Below are 14,861 nucleotides of genomic sequence, written 5' to 3'. Positions count from 1 at the left end.
CTGAGCCTATCCGCCTCTCTTTTTCCCTGTCAATAAACTTTTTCCGTGTGGGTTTAACGGTGGTTTTTTTTGGCTTGGGGGGGCCCCCCCCCCGTGGGGGGGGGGGGCCCACGCCTTTTTTCGACGCGGTTCGACCTGGTTGCCCACGGCAGTCATCGCAGCGCAACAACAAGGCGCTACGGTGGCGCACAGGCCCCCCGGGGGAGAACTCGGGGGAGAGACCGACGGAAGGCGCTGATCTTGGGAAAGGTCGTGCTCGTCACCGGTGCGGCTCGGCATCTCGGAGGCCGTTTCGTACGTCGGGTCCAGCGGGATCCCGAGGTGGACCGGGTGGTCGCCGTGGACGCGGTCGCGCCGACGCACGATCTCGGCGGGGCCGAATTCGTCCGCGCGGACATCCGCCAGCCGGCCATCGCCAAGGTGCTCGCGGAGCATGACGTGGACACGGTCGTCCATATGGACGTCACGGGTACGGCGCTCGGCGCCGGCGGCCGGTCGTCGATCAAGGAGACCAACGTCATCGGCACCATGCAGCTCCTCGGTGCCTGCCAGAAGTCGCCGCGGATCAAGCGGCTCGTGATCAAGTCCAGTACGAGCGTCTACGGCTCCGCGCCCCGTGACCCGGCCGTCTTCACCGAGACGACGCCGCCGAAATCGCTGCCGAGCGGTGGGTTCGCCAAGGACGCCGTCGAGGTCGAGGGGTACGTACGGGGCTTCGCGCGGCGTCGCCCGGACGTGGCCGTGTGCGTGCTGCGGTTCGCGAACATCCTCGGGCCGCGGGTGGACTCCCCGCTCGCCGAGTATCTGTCGCTGCCCCTCATGCCGACCGTCTTCGGCTACGACCCGAGACTGCAGTTCGTGCACGAGGACGATGTCATCGACGTCCTGGAGCTCTCCTCGCGCGAGCCGCGCCGGGCGACGCTGAACAGCGGCACGTTCAATGTGGCCGGCGACGGGGTGCTGCTGCTGTCGCAGTGCGCGCGGCGGCTGGGGCGGCCGACGGTCCCGGTGCTGCTGCCGGCGGTCACCTGGGTCGGCTCCGCGCTGCGGACCGTCGGCGTGACCGACTTCGCACCGGAGCAGATCCGGCTGCTCACCCACGGCCGGGTGGTCTCGACGGTCCAGATGCGCGAGACGCTGGGGTTCGCGCCTCGGTACACGACGGCCGAGACCTTCGCGGATTTCGCCCGCAGCCGTGGACCGGGGCTGCTTCCGCCGGAGACGCTCGCGGGGGCCGTGGACCGGGTCGCGGCCCGGCTGGATCAGAAGGAGCCCAGGTAACGATGGCGGACGCCAAGGTCATTCCGTTCGACGACGACCGTTCACGGGCGCGGCGGCGGCCCGCCAGGGCGGCTCGGGACGCCGCCGTGCGGGCCCTGCCGGGCCAGCAGGGGCCGGAGGAGACAGTCTTCCCGCCGCGGCCCGTGACGGCCCCGGAGAGCGCCGAGGAGGCGCCGGAGCGCAGGGCCGGGTGGGAGCGGCGGCTCGCGGGCGGGCTGGCGTTTCTGCGGCGGCGGGTGACCGGTGAGTACGAGGTCGACGAGTTCGGCTACGACAAGGAGCTCACCGACCAGGTCCTCATGTCGCTGGTGCGGCCGCTGGCGGAGAAGTACTTCCGGGTCGAGGTGAAGGGCGTCGAGAACATCCCCGCCGAGGGGGGCGCCCTGGTCGTCGCGAACCACTCCGGGACGCTGCCGCTGGACGGTCTGATGATGCAGGTCGCCGTCCACGACCACCATCCGGCCGGGCGGCATCTGCGGCTGCTCGCGGCCGATCTGGTCTTCATGCTGCCGGTGGTCAACGAGCTGGCCCGCAAGGCCGGGCACACGCTGGCCTGCGCGGAGGACGCGGAGCGGCTGCTGAAGGCCGGCGAGATCGTGGGTGTGATGCCGGAGGGGTTCAAGGGCATCGGGAAGCCGTTCGGGGAGCGCTACAAGCTGCAGCGCTTCGGCCGGGGCGGTTTCGTGTCGACGGCGCTGCGGGCCGGGGTGCCGATCGTGCCGTGCTCGATCGTGGGCGCGGAGGAGATCTACCCGATGATCGGCAACGCGAAGACACTGGCTCGGGTGCTGGGCATCCCGTACTTCCCGATCACGCCGACGTTCCCGTGGCTGGGGCCGCTGGGTGCGGTGCCGCTGCCGACGAAGTGGACGATCCAGTTCGGTGAGCCGATCGCGACGGACGGCTATCCGCCGGAGGCGGCGGAGGACCCGATGCTGATGTTCAACCTGACGGACCAGGTCAGGGAGCAGATCCAGCACACGCTCTACAAGCTGCTCGTGCAGCGGAGGTCCGTGTTCTTCTGAGCCGCCGGTTCCGTCGGCTGTTGCCGGTGGTACGACGATGGGGCGCCCCGCCACAGAGGGGCGCCCCATCGTCGTCTCAGCGAGCGTCCTCGCTGTCGATGCCCAGGCCGGGGAGCAGGCCCGGCAGCAGGGGCGGGATCGTGACGTCCGGCATCTCGGGTGTCGACGGGCCCACCGAGGGTGCCGTGGGGATGCCCGCCGGCGGGGTGTCGAGCAGGCCGCCCGTGTTGCCGCCCAGCAGTCCGTCGCTCTCCGGGGAGCCCGAGCCGGAGCCCGAGGGCTGGGGCCGGGTGGAGCCTTCGCCGCCCGTGGAGGGGGAGGCCGGGGAGGACGGTGGTCGCTGGGTCTGCGTACGCGAGGGGTCCGACGACGAGCCCGGGGTGCTGGTCCCTGCCGCGCCCTTCTCCGGGGTGCGTGGCAGCATCCCCTGGAGCGGCTCGACCTCTTCGTCTATGGCGACGAAGACGCCCTCCACCTCGTTGCCGACGTCGGCGAGCTGCACGGGCAGCCGGTCGCGCAGGCCGTTCCAGGTGTCGCGGTGCGCCTGGGCGAAGGAGTTGAGCCGGGCCATCGGGCCGATCTCGCCGTCCCGCTCGTACGCCTGGCGCAGCAGTCGGTGCCCCTCGGAGGCGTCGTGCTTCATGCCGCCGAGGACGCGCCGGATCTCGCCGAGCGATTCGTGGTCGAGGTCGCCTGCGCGGCCCCGCTCCATGAGCCTGCGGGCCTCGCTGAGCCGGGTCGACGCCTGGTCCAGGAAGATCCCGCCCCGCTCGGAGTCGTCGTCGGCCATCCCGCGCTTGATGTCTTCCATGCCGCGCTTCAGCCCGTAGAGCGAGTCACCCGGGAGGGCGTCGGAGCTGGCAGCGGCCACACCGCTGAAGGCTCCCGCGGCCACACCGACCGTGAGGCCGCCGGCTGCGAGCCCCTTCGACCAGCGGGAGCGGGGGCGTAGTTTCCGGAGCGGGGAGGCCCGGTGGGCTCCCCGTCCGCTCGGTGTCCGCTGCTCGGGCACCGTAGGGCCCGCGGCCGCGCTCCCCTCCGCGAGCATCGCTTCCATGGCGGCGACGAGCTGGGCTCGTTGCACCACCTTGACCTCGGGGTCCATCTCCGGCTTCGGCAGCTCGCCGAGACCGTTCGCCAGAGCCAACAGCCGCCCTTGCTCGGCCGGTTCGGCCGACGCCTCGGGCTGTTCGGCCGTCGCGTCATCGGGCGTCCGATCATCCAGGGCCTGGGCGAAGGCGTTCGCCCGCCGGTGCGCCGATACGTTCGCGATCACTGGCGGCACCTCCTCTCGTCATGACGGTCGACTCCCCGGGGTGTCCGGAAGGTTGCACACCTTGAACGCATCCACACGAAAGAGTGAGTGGCTGCGGGCATGGCGTGACCACAGGGAGCCTGCATTCCGCACAACGAGCGGCGCGGCACTTGGGTTACGCGCGAAAGATGATCGGACCAGTGCGTCATCGAGGCGTCACCGACTGTGAGTTGGGCGGGGGTCGGGGGGCATGGGGGGGTTGGTGCGGGTGAGGGGCGCGTCGCGGTCGGTGGGGGGCGCGTGTGGGGGGCGCGGAAGGGTCAGCGGGCGTCATCCGGGAGCAGGCGCGCCAGGGTGCGCACGGCCCGGTACTGGAGGGTCTTGATCGCACCCTCGTTCTTGCCCATGACCCGGGCTGTCTCGGCGACCGAGAGGCCCTGCAGGAAGCGCAGGGTCACGCACTCCTGCTGCTGGGGATTGAGACGGCGGACGGCGTCGAGGAGGGCCGCGTTGGAGAGGGACTCCAGGACGGAGTCCTCGGGGCTGCGCTCGACCTCGTTGGCGTCGAGCATCTCGCCCGTGGTCACTTCCAGCCGGAAGCGGCTCGACTTGAAGTGGTCGGCGACCAGGTTGCGGGCGATGGTGACCAGCCAGGCGCCGAAGTCACGGCCCTGCCAGGTGAAGGTGGAGATCCGGCGCAGGGCGCGCAGGAACGTCTCGCTTGTGAGGTCCTCCGCCGTCGCCTTTCCGCCGACGCGGTAGTAGATGTAGCGATAGACCGTGTCGCTGTACTGGTCGTACAGGCGGCCGAAGGCCTCGGCCTCACCGGCCTGGGCGCGCTCGACGAGGTCCATCATGCGGGCGCTGTCGCTGTCGGCGGTGGGGCGGCGGGCGGCGGTCGAGGTTCCGGTGCCGCCGCGGCTGCCCCGTCTGCCGACAGCGGCACCGCTCTCGGCGAGGGCATAGCAAGGACCGGCGGGTGCCGGTGCGGCGAAGGCAAAGGCGGGGACAGGGCCGGCGTACGCGGTGGGGACGAAGCCGCGCAAGTGGTCGAGGACCGTTGCGCGCAGCGTAGCCAGGCCCGAGGCGTCAACCCCGACGTGTGGGTACACGGGACTCCCAGAGGCAGAGCTTCCATCACGTGCAGTGCGGGACCGTTCACTCGTCGTGGCGACGTGTGGGTTCCGTTGTGCGTCTGAGGAGAATAACGCTTCGTACAGGCAGCGCTACACCCAGTTGCGGAAATCACCGATTCCGTCACACCTGTTACCGCTTGTAGGCGAGATCATTCGCACTTCGTGACCGATTGTTGATCGGATTACTTCCGAGTGTGACTGCGCGCGCGCTCTGTTGTGCCCGAGTGTCGGGTGTGCGAGTGATCCTGCCCGCTGCTGGGTAGGGAGCTGGGAATGCCTCTGGGTCGACCTGTGCGGTGGTGTTCGACCACGTACGGGTGAGCGGTGCTGGTCCCGGGTTGTCTCACGCGATCGCAGCCGAAACGTATCGGCAGTGTGCGACGCGCCGGGTACGCCGGGCGGTCGGCGCCCCGTCGCCGGCTGGAGTCAGCGGCGACGGCGGTGCAGGGCGACCGCGGCTGCCGTGCCGCCCGCCAGTGCGCCGACGCCCGCCGCGGCGGGGATGCCGACCTTGGCCGCCTTGCGGCCCGTGCGGTAGTCGCGCAGTCGCCATTCGCGGGCCTTCGCGTGTTTGCGCAGCTTGGTGTCCGGGTTGATGGCGTACGGATGGCCGACCAGCGAGAGCATCGGGATGTCGTTGTGCGAGTCGCTGTAGGCGGCGCAGCGGTTCAGGTCCAGGCCCTCGGCGGCGGCCAGGGCGCGTACGGCCTCCGCCTTGGCGGGTCCGTGCAGCGGCTCGCCGACCAGCTTGCCGGTGTAGACGCCGTCGACGGACTCGGCGACCGTGCCGAGCGCGCCGGTCAGGCCGAGCCGCCGGGCGATGATCGTGGCCGTCTCGACCGGAGCGGCCGTGACGAGCCAGACCTTCTGTCCGGCGTCCAGGTGCGCCTGTGCGAGCGCGCGGGTGCCGGGCCAGATGCGGTCGGCCATGTACTCGTCGTAGATCTCCTCGCCGATCGACATCAGTTCGGAGACGCGGTGGCCCTTGACGATGGACAGGGCGCTGTCGCGGGCGTCCTGCATGTGCTCGGGGTCCTCGACGCCGGCCAGCCGGAACCACGCCTGCTGCCAGGCGAAGCGGGCCAGTTCGCGGCGCTGGAAGAACTTCCGCTTGTACAGGCCCCGGCCGAAGTGGAAGATCGCGGCGCCCTGCATGACGGTGTTGTCGAGATCGAAGAAGGCGGCTGCCTCGGCGTCGCCCACGACCGGGAACTCGGGCACGGACGGCTCGGCGGGCTCCGCCCGCGCCGCTGCCTCCCGTTCCAGTTCGAGCTGCTGCGAGGTCTTGCGCGCCGCCTCGGCGGCGGCCTCGCCTGCCAGAACGCTGCGCGCGGTGGCGGAGCGCCTACGGGGGGTGAGCCATCCCATTGCGGCCATGTCGTGAGCATAGCCAGTCTGTTCGGTACTTCCCGACGTCTCCGGGTGCCGCGGCGTGAACACTCCGCGACTCTCCTGTTAAACGGACAAGGGGGGAGCAAGCTGGAGAGAGGGGGCACGGCGCGCGGCAGCGCAGAATGGACGGCATGTTTGGACGGACGAAGAAGAAGGACATCCCCGCCGCTCCCGTCGCCGCCTCGCGGACCGTGACGCTGATCGGGAAGCCGGGCTGCCATCTCTGCGACGACGCCCGGGCCGTGATCGAGGCGGTCTGCGCCGAGACCGGGGCGCGCTGGGAGGAGAAGGACATCACTCAGGACGAGGAGCTCCACCGGGCGTACTGGGAGCAGATTCCCGTGGTCCTGGTCGACGGCGAACAGCACACCTTCTGGCGTGTGGACGCCGGGCGGCTCCGGCGCGAACTGGGTGGTTGACCGGAAGACGGCTACCATCATGGACGTTTTGTTGACGTTCGGGGGCGCGATCGTGAGGAGAGTGTGCGGTTTTGCCCCCTTCGGGTTCTCAACGGGCTGACGCGTTCCACGGTTCCGTCATGGCGCGAACCGAGCGCGTGACCCCGGTCACTTTGGCCGGACAAAACGGACACCATCTTTGTGCACGCGTTCACAAAGACATAGCCTGCATTCGACGGGGCGGTCCTGGGACACACGGCCGCCTGCAGCCCCGCTCATCCCGCAGGAGCACCGTGGCAACTGGCCGAACTCACCGACCGGCGACCCGCAGCCGAGGAATCCCCGAGGCCACCGTCGCCCGGCTTCCGCTGTATCTGCGTGCGCTCACCGCACTGTCGGAGCGCTCCGTACCCACAGTCTCCTCCGAGGAGCTCGCAGCCGCCGCGGGGGTCAACTCCGCGAAGCTGCGCAAGGACTTCAGCTACCTCGGCTCCTACGGCACGCGCGGCGTCGGCTACGACGTCGAGTACCTCGTCTACCAGATCTCCCGCGAACTCGGCCTCACCCAGGACTGGCCGGTCGTCATCGTCGGTATCGGTAACCTCGGCGCCGCTCTCGCCGGCTACGGCGGCTTCGCCTCCCGTGGCTTCCGGGTCGCCGCGCTCATCGACGCCGACCCCGCCATGACCGGCAAGCCGGTCGCCGGGATCCCCGTCCAGCACAGCGACGACCTCGAGAAGATCATCGAGGAGGACGGCGTCTCCATCGGCGTCATCGCGACCCCGGCCGGCGTCGCCCAGCAGGTCTGCGACCGGCTCGTGGCCGCCGGCGTCACCTCCATCCTGAACTTCGCCCCGACCGTGCTCTCCGTGCCCGACGGCGTGGACGTGCGCAAGGTCGACCTCTCCATCGAGCTGCAGATCCTCGCCTTCCACGAGCAGCGCAAGGCGGGCGAGGAGGCGGAGGCCGAGGCCACCGCCGCACCCACGCCGCCCACGGCCCTCGGCGCGGCGGGCGAGGCCCCGCGCAAGAGCACCGGACGCAAGGGACCCGACGGGGACGTCCCCGCCGTGATGCCGGCATGAGTCTCCTCGTCGTCGGCCTCAGCCACCGCAGCGCCCCGGTCAGCGTCCTCGAGCGGGCCTCGCTCGCCGCGGACACCCAGGCCAAGCTGCTCCAGGACACCCTCGCCGCCGAACCGGCCGCCGAGGGCGCCGTCCTCGCCACCTGCAACCGCATCGAGCTCTACGCCGACGTGGACAAGTTCCACGCCGGTGTCGCCGAGCTGTCCACGCTGCTCGCCCAGCACAGCGGCGTCGGCCTCGAAGAGCTGACCCCCTATCTCTACGTGCACTACGAGGACCGGGCCGTCCACCACCTCTTCTCGGTGGCCTGCGGGCTCGACTCCATGGTCGTCGGCGAGGGCCAGATCCTCGGCCAGATCAAGGACGCCCTCGCACTCGGCCAGGACCTGCACACCGCGGGCCGGCTCCTCAACGACCTGTTCCAGCAGGCGCTGCGGGTCGGCAAGCGCGCCCACAGCGAGACCGGGATCGACCGGGCCGGGCAGTCGCTCGTCACCTTCGGCCTGGAGCAGCTGGCCGACGGCGCCGACGTCGACTCCTGGGCCGCCGGCAAGCGCGCCCTGGTCATCGGCGCCGGATCGATGTCCTCGCTGGCCGCCGCCACGCTCGCGCGCGTCGGGGTCTCCGAGATCGTGATCGCCAACCGTACGTCCGCCCGTGCCGAGCGACTCGTACAGATCCTGACCGAGCCCGGAGGCACGGGTGTGGCCGCACGCGCGGTCGAGATGGTTGCCGTCGGCGACGAACTGACACGTGCCGACATCGTCGTCTCCTGCACCGGAGCCACCGGACTCGTCCTGACCGGCGAGGCCGTCGAGGCCGCGATGAAGGACCGCACGGCCCCGCTCGCGCTCCTCGATCTGGCGATGCCCCGCGACATCGACGCCGCCGCCCACCGCATGGCGAACGTCCGGCTCGTCGACATCGAGTCGCTGGCGGACGCCTCCGCCGACGCCCCGATGGCCGCCGACGTCGACCAGGTGCGCGCGATCGTCTCCGACGAGGTGGCCGCCTTCGGCGCCGCCCAGCGCGCCGCGCACATCACCCCGACCGTGGTCGCCCTGCGCACCATGGCCGCCGATGTGGTCGCGGGCGAGGTCGCCCGGCTCGAGGGCCGGCTGCCCGGCCTCGACGACAAGCAGCGCGCCGAGATCACCCAGACCGTGCGCCGGGTGGTCGACAAGCTCCTGCACGCGCCGACCGTGCGGGTCAAGCAGCTGGCCAGCGAGCCCGGCGGTGCCGGGTACGCCGACGCGCTGCGGACACTCTTCGACCTCGACCCGGAGACGGTCGCCTCCGTCTCCCGGGCCGACCTGAATGACGCCGACGTCAAGAACCGAGGGCGAGTATGACCGAGAGGGCACTGAGGCTCGGGACCAGGCGCAGCAAACTCGCCATGGCCCAGTCCGGGCATGTGGCCGACGCCGTGCGGCAGCTGACCGGCCGACCCGTCGAGCTCGTGGAGATCACGACGTACGGGGACGTCTCGCGTGAGCACCTCGCGCAGATCGGCGGTACGGGGGTGTTCGTCGCCGCACTGCGCGACGCGCTCCTGGCCGGTGAGGTGGACTTCGCCGTCCACTCCCTGAAGGACCTGCCGACCGCCCAGCACCCCGAGCTGGTCATCGCCGCGATTCCGCGCCGCGAGGACCCGCGCGACGTGCTGGTGGCCCGTGCCGGACTGACGCTCGACACGCTGCCGCAGGGCGCCAGGATCGGCACCGGTTCGCCGCGCCGGACGGCCCAGCTCAACGCGTACGCGCGCAGCCACGGGCTGACCATCGAGACCGTGCCGATCCGCGGGAACATCGACACCCGCGTCGGATACGTACGCGGTGGAGAGCTGGACGCGGTGGTTCTCGCCGCGGCCGGTCTCAACCGCATCGGCGGGACGGAGGAGCTCACCGGCTCCCTGTCGCTCGACCACCTGTCGGTCGACGCCGTCCTGCCCGCCCCCGGCCAGGGGGCACTGGCGATCGAGTGTGTGGCGTCCGACGCCGACCTCGTCGCCGCGCTCGCCGAGCTCGACGACCCGCACACCCGGGCCGCCGTGACCGCCGAGCGATCCCTGCTCGCCGCCCTGGAGGCCGGCTGCTCCGCACCCGTGGGTGCGCTGGCCGACCTGCTGGCCGAGGATTCCGGCCGCGGGCAGATTGTCACTGAAATGCGCCTGCGCGGCGTCGTCGGTACCACCGACGGCTCGACGCTGGTGCAGCTGTCCACCACCGGTCCCGTACCCGCGTCGTACGACGAGGCGATGGCGCTCGGACGCGAACTCGCGGACGAGATGCTCGCCAAGGGTGCGGCCGGTCTTATGGGGGAGCGAGCACTTTGAGCCCCACCAGCCCGACCACCAGCCCCGCGTCCCAGGCCTTCTTCGGTCAAGGGAGCGTCACCTTCCTCGGCGCCGGACCAGGCGATCCAGGACTGCTGACCCTCCGGGCAGTCGAAGCCCTCGCCGGCGCGGACGTCCTGATCGCCGAGCCGGAGGTGCTCGAAGTCGTTCGCGGCCATGCGCGCGCGGGCGTGAGCACGCCTGAGCTGACGTTTTTTAACGAGGATTAAACAACCGCCGGTGTCCCCGTGTTGAGGGATGCGACCAATCTTGTCATGGAGGCCGCGAGGGGCGGCAAGCGGGTCGTCCGTGCGGTGACCGGCGACCCCGGCCTCGACGGAAACGCAGGTCAGGAGATGCTGGCCTGCGCATCCGAGGGCATCCCCTTCGAGGTCGTGCCCGGCGTGGCCACGGCGGTGGGCGTACCCGCGTACGCCGGTGTCCCGCTGCGCGACGCGCAGGGCACCGATGTGCGCTTCGTGGACGCCCGCACCGCCGACGACCGCTGCTGGACCGAGGTCGGTGCCTCGGACGGCACCGTCGTCGTGTCCACCTCGCTCGACTCGGTCGCCGCCGCGGCCGGTGAACTGGTGGCGGCGGGCCGTAAGCCGGACACCCCGCTCACCGTGACCATCGGCGGTACGACGACCCGGCAGCGGACCTGGACCGCGACGCTCGGCACGATCGCCCAGGTCTTCAAGCAGGGCAAGGTGCTCCCGTCGCCCGAGGGCCACCGGCCGGTCATAGCCGTGGTCGGCGAGCGCAGCGCCCCGGCGCAGCGGGACCAGCTGGCGTGGTTCGAGTCGAAGCCGCTTTTCGGCTGGCGAGTGCTCGTACCGCGCACCAAGGAGCAGGCCGCGTCGCTCTCCGACCAGCTGCGTTCGTACGGTGCGGTGCCGCACGAGGTGCCGACGATCGCCGTCGAGCCGCCGCGGACGCCGCAGCAGATGGAGCGTGCGGTCAAGGGTCTGGTGACCGGCCGCTACGAGTGGATCGCCTTCACGTCGGTCAACGCGGTGAAGGCGGTGCGGGAGAAGTTCGAGGAGTACGGGCTCGACGCGCGGGCCTTCGCCGGGATCAAGGTCGCGGCGGTCGGCGAGCAGACGGCCGCGGCGCTGGTCGACTTCGGTGTGAAGCCGGACCTGGTGCCGAGCGGCGAGCAGAGCGCTGCCGGGCTGCTTGAGGACTGGCCGCCTTACGACCCGGTCTTCGACCCGATCGACCGTGTCTTCCTGCCGCGGGCCGACATCGCGACGGAGACGCTGGTCGCCGGGCTGATCGAGCTCGGGTGGGAGGTCGACGACGTGACCGCCTACCGGACGGTCCGGGCGTCGCCTCCGCCGGCGGACACGCGTGAGGCGATCAAGGGCGGCGGCTTCGACGCGGTGCTCTTCACCTCGTCGTCGACGGTGCGGAACCTGGTGGGTATCGCCGGGAAGCCGCACAACGTGACGGTCATCGCCTGTATCGGTCCCGCGACCGCGAAGACGGCGGAGGAGCACGGGCTGCGGGTGGACGTGCTCTCGCCCGAGCCGTCGGTGCACAAGCTCGCGGAGGCGCTGGCGGACTTCGGTCTGCGGCGGCGGGCGGCGGCGCTGGAGGCGGGGGATCCGGTGACGCGGCCGTCGGAGCGGAGGCCGGGGGCGCGGAGGCGTCGGACGACGTAGGTCGTCCACCGCTTGTGGGCAATCGTCCCGCAGGGCTGGGGGTCCCCCCGGACGGAGTCTGGGGGAGGGTGGGCACAAGTCCACGAGGGCGGGGCCTTGTGAAGGGCCCCGCTCTCGGTGCGTAAGGGCGGGACGATTGCCCACACGGGGGTGGGGATGGAGGTTGCGGGGCGACTGCCCGTGTGGGGGTGGGGGTTATGCCCACAGGCGGTCGGTAAAGGCACTCGGTGCGCGGGCGTAGCCTCGGTTCATGAACTCGTACGGAACCTTTCCCGGGGCGCGGCCGCGGCGGCTGCGGACGACTCCTGCCATGCGGCGGATGGTGGCGGAGACGCGGCTGAGCCCGGCCGATCTGATCCTTCCCGCGTTCGTGCGCGAGGGGATCAGCGAGCCCCGGCCGATCGCCGCCATGCCCGGGGTGGTGCAGCACTCGCGGGACACCCTGCGCAAGGCCGCCGTGGAGGCGCTGGAGGCCGGTGTCTCCGGGATCATGCTGTTCGGCGTGCCCGAGGACGAGAAGAAGGACGCCGCCGGCACCGCGGGCACGGACCCGGACGGGATTCTTCAGGTCGCGATCCGGGACGTGAAGGCCGAGGTCGGCGACGATCTGGTGATCATGTCCGATCTCTGTCTCGACGAGTACACCGACCACGGGCACTGCGGGGTCCTGGACGAGAACGGTCGGGTCGACAACGACGCCACGCTGGAGCGCTACGCCGAGATGGCACAGGTCCAGGCCGACGCCGGTGTCCATGTCGTCGGGCCGTCCGGGATGATGGACGGCCAGGTCGGGGTGGTCCGGGACGCGCTGGACACCATCGGCAAGGAGGACGTGTCGATCCTCGCGTACACGGCGAAGTACTCCTCCGCCTTCTACGGGCCGTTCCGTGAGGCCGTCGCGTCGTCTCTGCAGGGTGACCGCAAGACCTATCAGCAGGACCCCGCCAACGTCCGTGAGTCGCTGCGCGAGTTGGCGCTGGACCTGGAGGAGGGCGCCGACATGGTGATGGTGAAGCCCGCGGGCCCCTACCTGGACGTGCTCGCGAAGGTCGCCGAAGCCGTGGACGTGCCGGTCGCCGCGTACCAGATCAGTGGTGAGTACGCGATGGTCGAGGCCGCGGCGGAGAAGGGCTGGATCGACCGCGACAAGGCCATCTTCGAGACGCTCACCGGGATCAGGCGCGCGGGCGCGCAGATGATCCTGACGTACTGGGCGACCGAGGTCGCGCAGAAGCTCAGCCGCGGGGTCTGACGGCTTCCCGGATCTCTCGCACGACTCCTCGATAGGGGCGGAACCGCAGGGCGGTTCCGCCCCCTTCGTCGTCATGGGCCGTGAGGACGTGGACGCGCCTGCCGTCCTCGCCGCGGTGGAAGTACTGGGCGACGCCGTCCTCGGAGCGGGTCGCGCTGAGGGTGCGTATGGGTGCCTCCCGCAGCCGGACCACGCGGTCGTGGGTGTAGCGGCCGGGAGGGCCCACCGTGGTCACGGCCTGCACAGAGGCGGCGATGGCCCGCTGGTTGGCCGGGTCGGCGGTGAAGGCGTAGTGGGCCGCCGAGTCCGTCCACTGGGCGTAGTTGAGGATCGTGTGGCCGTCGGAGCCCATCAGGCAGTGGCGGGAGAGGAACGCCTCCGGCAGCTCGGCCGCGGCCCAGGCGTCCACGACGGTGTCCATCACGAGCCGCTGCCGCTCGGCGTCCTCCGTGTACCACTCGGCGATCAGGACAAGGCCGGCATCCGGCCTGCCTAAGGCCGGGAAGTCGTCGGACTCCACGAGCTTCGTCCCCATCGAATCGTTAGTCATGACTAACAGTTTCCGGGGTGCCCGTCTCTCACGCAAGCGATTAACGAGCCAGCATCTCCGCCAGGCGGGACAGGCCGTCCGTCGCGTGACCCTCGGCGATCGAGCGGTCCAGGAGGGCCTGGAAGGGCTCGAAGAGCTCCGGGCTGACGCCCTGGGCCTTGTACGTGGCCAGGAAGTTGGGGAAGGCCGACTGGTTCACCGCCAGGCTGGAGACGTCGGTCAGGTGGTTCCCCGAGTCGACCGCCCGCGCGATCTCCGGGACGCCGCCGAGCATCGCGGTGACCCAGGGGACCAGGAGCTCGGCGTACTCCTCGGCGCCGATCTTCTCCGTGCGGACCAGGGCCAGCGCCTGCACGACCCCGAGGAACATCCCGTACATGCCCGTCAGCAGGCCCAGGTCGTACAGGGCCGCGAGGCCCGGGTCGGCGCCGGTCCACTTGGTGCCGCCCAGCGCCGCGAGGGTCGCGCGGTGGGTCCCGTACGCCTGCTCGTCGCCGCTGTAGAAGACGTACGAGTCCGGGCCCGCGATCATCTGAGGGACGGCCATGATGCCGCCGTCGACGTACCGGGCACCGAGCCTCTCCGCCCGGGCGGAGAGGGTCCGGGCCTGCTCGGGAGTGCCGTTGGTGAGGTTGACCAGCGTCTTTCCCTCCACGGAGTCCCCGAGGGCCGTGAAGAGTTCGTCGACGTTGTCGTTCGTGAGCAGGCACAGGACGACGAGCGGGCTCGCGGCCACCGCGTCCATGGGCGTGTCGGCGGGCAGGGCGCCCTGCGCGACCAGAGGGCCCGTCTTGGCCGGGGAACGGTTCCAGACGGTGACCGGGTGGCCCGCGTTCAGGAAGGCGGTGGCGAGGGCCGTGCCCATCATGCCCAGGCCGAGGACGGAGACGGGGGCGGAGGCGGCTGGGGAGGCGGTTGCGGACATGGGTGTGCTCCAGGGCTTGGAATCGGGGGTTCGAGCCGTCCTGCGGCTCGCTTTTCGATCCTTCTCCGGGGCGGTTCATCCCACAAGTACCGACTTATTCGTCAGCTACGCACCGATTGGTAAGGATGCGCCGGGCGGCGCACCCTGGAAGTACCTCAGGAGGTGGTCCTCATGATGCACACGCTCGTGGGATGGCACGTCGAGATGGAGTTCCAGGAGGAGGGTGACCGGACGAGGGCGGCCGCCATGGTGCGGCTCGGTGACGGCACCGAGTTCCGTGCCCAGGGCAACGCCCACCGGCACCCGTCGGACCCCGAGCAGCTGCGGGTCGGCGAGGAGATCGCGGGCGCACGCGCGCTCATGGATCTCGCCTCGCAGCTGCTGCAGAAGGCGCACACGGAGATCGACGAGGTGTCGGGCAGGACGTCCCGCCCCATCAGCTGACAGCACGTCAGCACATCGGTGGCGTGGGGGCCGTGTGTGCGTCGCCCTCGGCGGCGATGCCCCGGGTTCGGTCCGCCTCGGGTGTTAAGGGGGATGACGTGCGGGGTGGAGGGGTT

General features: G+C 70.9%; 13 protein-coding genes and 1 pseudogene. 9 read left to right on the top strand and 5 right to left on the bottom strand.

Going from position 1 to position 14,861, the window contains the following annotated elements; all coding sequences use genetic code 11:
* The first annotated feature begins 240 nt into the window (after positions 1–240).
* Positions 241–1,281, top strand: a complete 1,041-nt coding sequence (locus tag ACFVZW_RS21905; RefSeq protein ID WP_384523694.1) for an NAD-dependent epimerase/dehydratase family protein — start codon at positions 241–243, stop codon at positions 1,279–1,281.
* Positions 1,282–1,283: 2 nt separating this feature from the next.
* Positions 1,284–2,306, top strand: a complete 1,023-nt coding sequence (locus tag ACFVZW_RS21900; RefSeq protein ID WP_384523692.1) for a lysophospholipid acyltransferase family protein — start codon at positions 1,284–1,286, stop codon at positions 2,304–2,306.
* Positions 2,307–2,382: 76 nt separating this feature from the next.
* Here the strand turns inward: ACFVZW_RS21900 and ACFVZW_RS21895 are convergent, their stop codons facing one another.
* From ACFVZW_RS21895 to ACFVZW_RS21885, 3 genes are all read right to left on the bottom strand, one after another.
* A complete protein-coding gene (locus tag ACFVZW_RS21895; protein ID WP_384523690.1) occupies positions 2,383–3,582 on the bottom strand; it encodes a DUF5667 domain-containing protein in 1,200 nt (399 codons plus the stop codon).
* 299 nt (positions 3,583–3,881) lie between these two features.
* The gene (locus ACFVZW_RS21890; protein WP_137988687.1) at positions 3,882–4,673 is read right to left on the bottom strand and encodes an ECF subfamily RNA polymerase sigma factor, BldN family; all 792 of its coding nucleotides are present in this window, start codon (positions 4,671–4,673) and stop codon (positions 3,882–3,884) included.
* Between the two features lie 450 nt (positions 4,674–5,123).
* Positions 5,124–6,074, bottom strand: coding sequence for an HAD family hydrolase (locus ACFVZW_RS21885; RefSeq protein ID WP_384523688.1), 951 nt, complete (start codon positions 6,072–6,074; stop codon positions 5,124–5,126).
* A gap of 137 nt (positions 6,075–6,211) precedes the next feature.
* Between ACFVZW_RS21885 and ACFVZW_RS21880 the strand changes: the two genes are divergently transcribed.
* The 6 genes and pseudogenes from ACFVZW_RS21880 to hemB all read left to right on the top strand — a co-directional run bounded on the left by ACFVZW_RS21880 (position 6,212) and on the right by hemB (position 12,826).
* Positions 6,212–6,508, top strand: coding sequence for a glutaredoxin family protein (locus ACFVZW_RS21880; protein ID WP_383557740.1), 297 nt, complete (start codon positions 6,212–6,214; stop codon positions 6,506–6,508).
* A 272-nt stretch (positions 6,509–6,780) separates the two neighbouring features.
* Positions 6,781–7,572, top strand: a complete 792-nt coding sequence (locus ACFVZW_RS21875) for a redox-sensing transcriptional repressor Rex (protein ID WP_384523686.1) — start codon at positions 6,781–6,783, stop codon at positions 7,570–7,572.
* Positions 7,569–8,924 (top strand): glutamyl-tRNA reductase, encoded by a 1,356-nt coding sequence (locus ACFVZW_RS21870; protein WP_384523684.1) that lies wholly within the window; start codon positions 7,569–7,571, stop codon positions 8,922–8,924. Before ACFVZW_RS21875 ends, ACFVZW_RS21870 begins: the two co-directional genes overlap by 4 nt.
* Positions 8,921–9,907, top strand: a complete 987-nt coding sequence (hemC, locus tag ACFVZW_RS21865) for a hydroxymethylbilane synthase (RefSeq protein WP_384523682.1) — start codon at positions 8,921–8,923, stop codon at positions 9,905–9,907. Before ACFVZW_RS21870 ends, hemC begins: the two co-directional genes overlap by 4 nt.
* Positions 9,904–11,574 (top strand): annotated as a pseudogene (locus tag ACFVZW_RS21860) (uroporphyrinogen-III synthase). Before hemC ends, ACFVZW_RS21860 begins: the two are co-directional and overlap by 4 nt.
* Positions 11,575–11,824: 250 nt before the next feature.
* Positions 11,825–12,826 (top strand): porphobilinogen synthase, encoded by a 1,002-nt coding sequence (gene hemB, locus ACFVZW_RS21855; protein WP_384523680.1) that lies wholly within the window; start codon positions 11,825–11,827, stop codon positions 12,824–12,826.
* Here hemB and ACFVZW_RS21850 read toward each other — a convergent pair.
* Together ACFVZW_RS21850 and ACFVZW_RS21845 are read right to left on the bottom strand one after the other, a co-directional pair.
* Entirely contained in the window at positions 12,810–13,376 is a 567-nt protein-coding gene (locus tag ACFVZW_RS21850; protein ID WP_384523678.1) for a hypothetical protein, read from the bottom strand. The genes hemB and ACFVZW_RS21850 overlap by 17 nt on opposite strands.
* A gap of 40 nt (positions 13,377–13,416) precedes the next feature.
* On the bottom strand, positions 13,417–14,301 hold the full coding sequence (locus ACFVZW_RS21845; RefSeq protein WP_384523676.1) for an NAD(P)-dependent oxidoreductase: 885 nt from the start codon (positions 14,299–14,301) through the stop codon (positions 13,417–13,419).
* Positions 14,302–14,475: 174 nt separating this feature from the next.
* On the opposite strand from ACFVZW_RS21845, the gene ACFVZW_RS21840 reads away from it, so the two are divergent.
* Entirely contained in the window at positions 14,476–14,745 is a 270-nt protein-coding gene (locus tag ACFVZW_RS21840; RefSeq protein WP_376436416.1) for a DUF1876 domain-containing protein, read from the top strand.
* The last annotated feature ends 116 nt before the right edge of the window (positions 14,746–14,861 follow it).

Source organism: Streptomyces sp. NPDC059567 (assembly GCF_042735655.1).
In the GTDB taxonomy this organism is placed as follows: domain Bacteria; phylum Actinomycetota; class Actinomycetes; order Streptomycetales; family Streptomycetaceae; genus Streptomyces.
The sequence above is the reverse complement of the archived record's forward strand: the minus strand, read 5'-3'. Positions and strand labels throughout refer to the sequence as shown.

Excerpts from the sequence above, each read along its gene's own strand:
- ACFVZW_RS21900 (WP_384523692.1), top strand. The coding sequence starts at position 1,284 with ATGGCGGACGCCAAGGTCATTCCGTTCGACGACGACCGTTCACGGGCG.
- ACFVZW_RS21885 (WP_384523688.1), bottom strand. The coding sequence starts at position 6,074 with ATGGCCGCAATGGGATGGCTCACCCCCCGTAGGCGCTCCGCCACCGCG.
- ACFVZW_RS21880 (WP_383557740.1), top strand. The coding sequence starts at position 6,212 with ATGGACGGCATGTTTGGACGGACGAAGAAGAAGGACATCCCCGCCGCT.
- ACFVZW_RS21870 (WP_384523684.1), top strand. The coding sequence starts at position 7,569 with ATGAGTCTCCTCGTCGTCGGCCTCAGCCACCGCAGCGCCCCGGTCAGC.
- hemC (WP_384523682.1), top strand. The coding sequence starts at position 8,921 with ATGACCGAGAGGGCACTGAGGCTCGGGACCAGGCGCAGCAAACTCGCC.
- hemB (WP_384523680.1), top strand. The coding sequence starts at position 11,825 with ATGAACTCGTACGGAACCTTTCCCGGGGCGCGGCCGCGGCGGCTGCGG.
- ACFVZW_RS21850 (WP_384523678.1), bottom strand. The coding sequence starts at position 13,376 with ATGACTAACGATTCGATGGGGACGAAGCTCGTGGAGTCCGACGACTTC.
- ACFVZW_RS21845 (WP_384523676.1), bottom strand. The coding sequence starts at position 14,301 with ATGTCCGCAACCGCCTCCCCAGCCGCCTCCGCCCCCGTCTCCGTCCTC.
- ACFVZW_RS21840 (WP_376436416.1), top strand. The coding sequence starts at position 14,476 with ATGCACACGCTCGTGGGATGGCACGTCGAGATGGAGTTCCAGGAGGAG.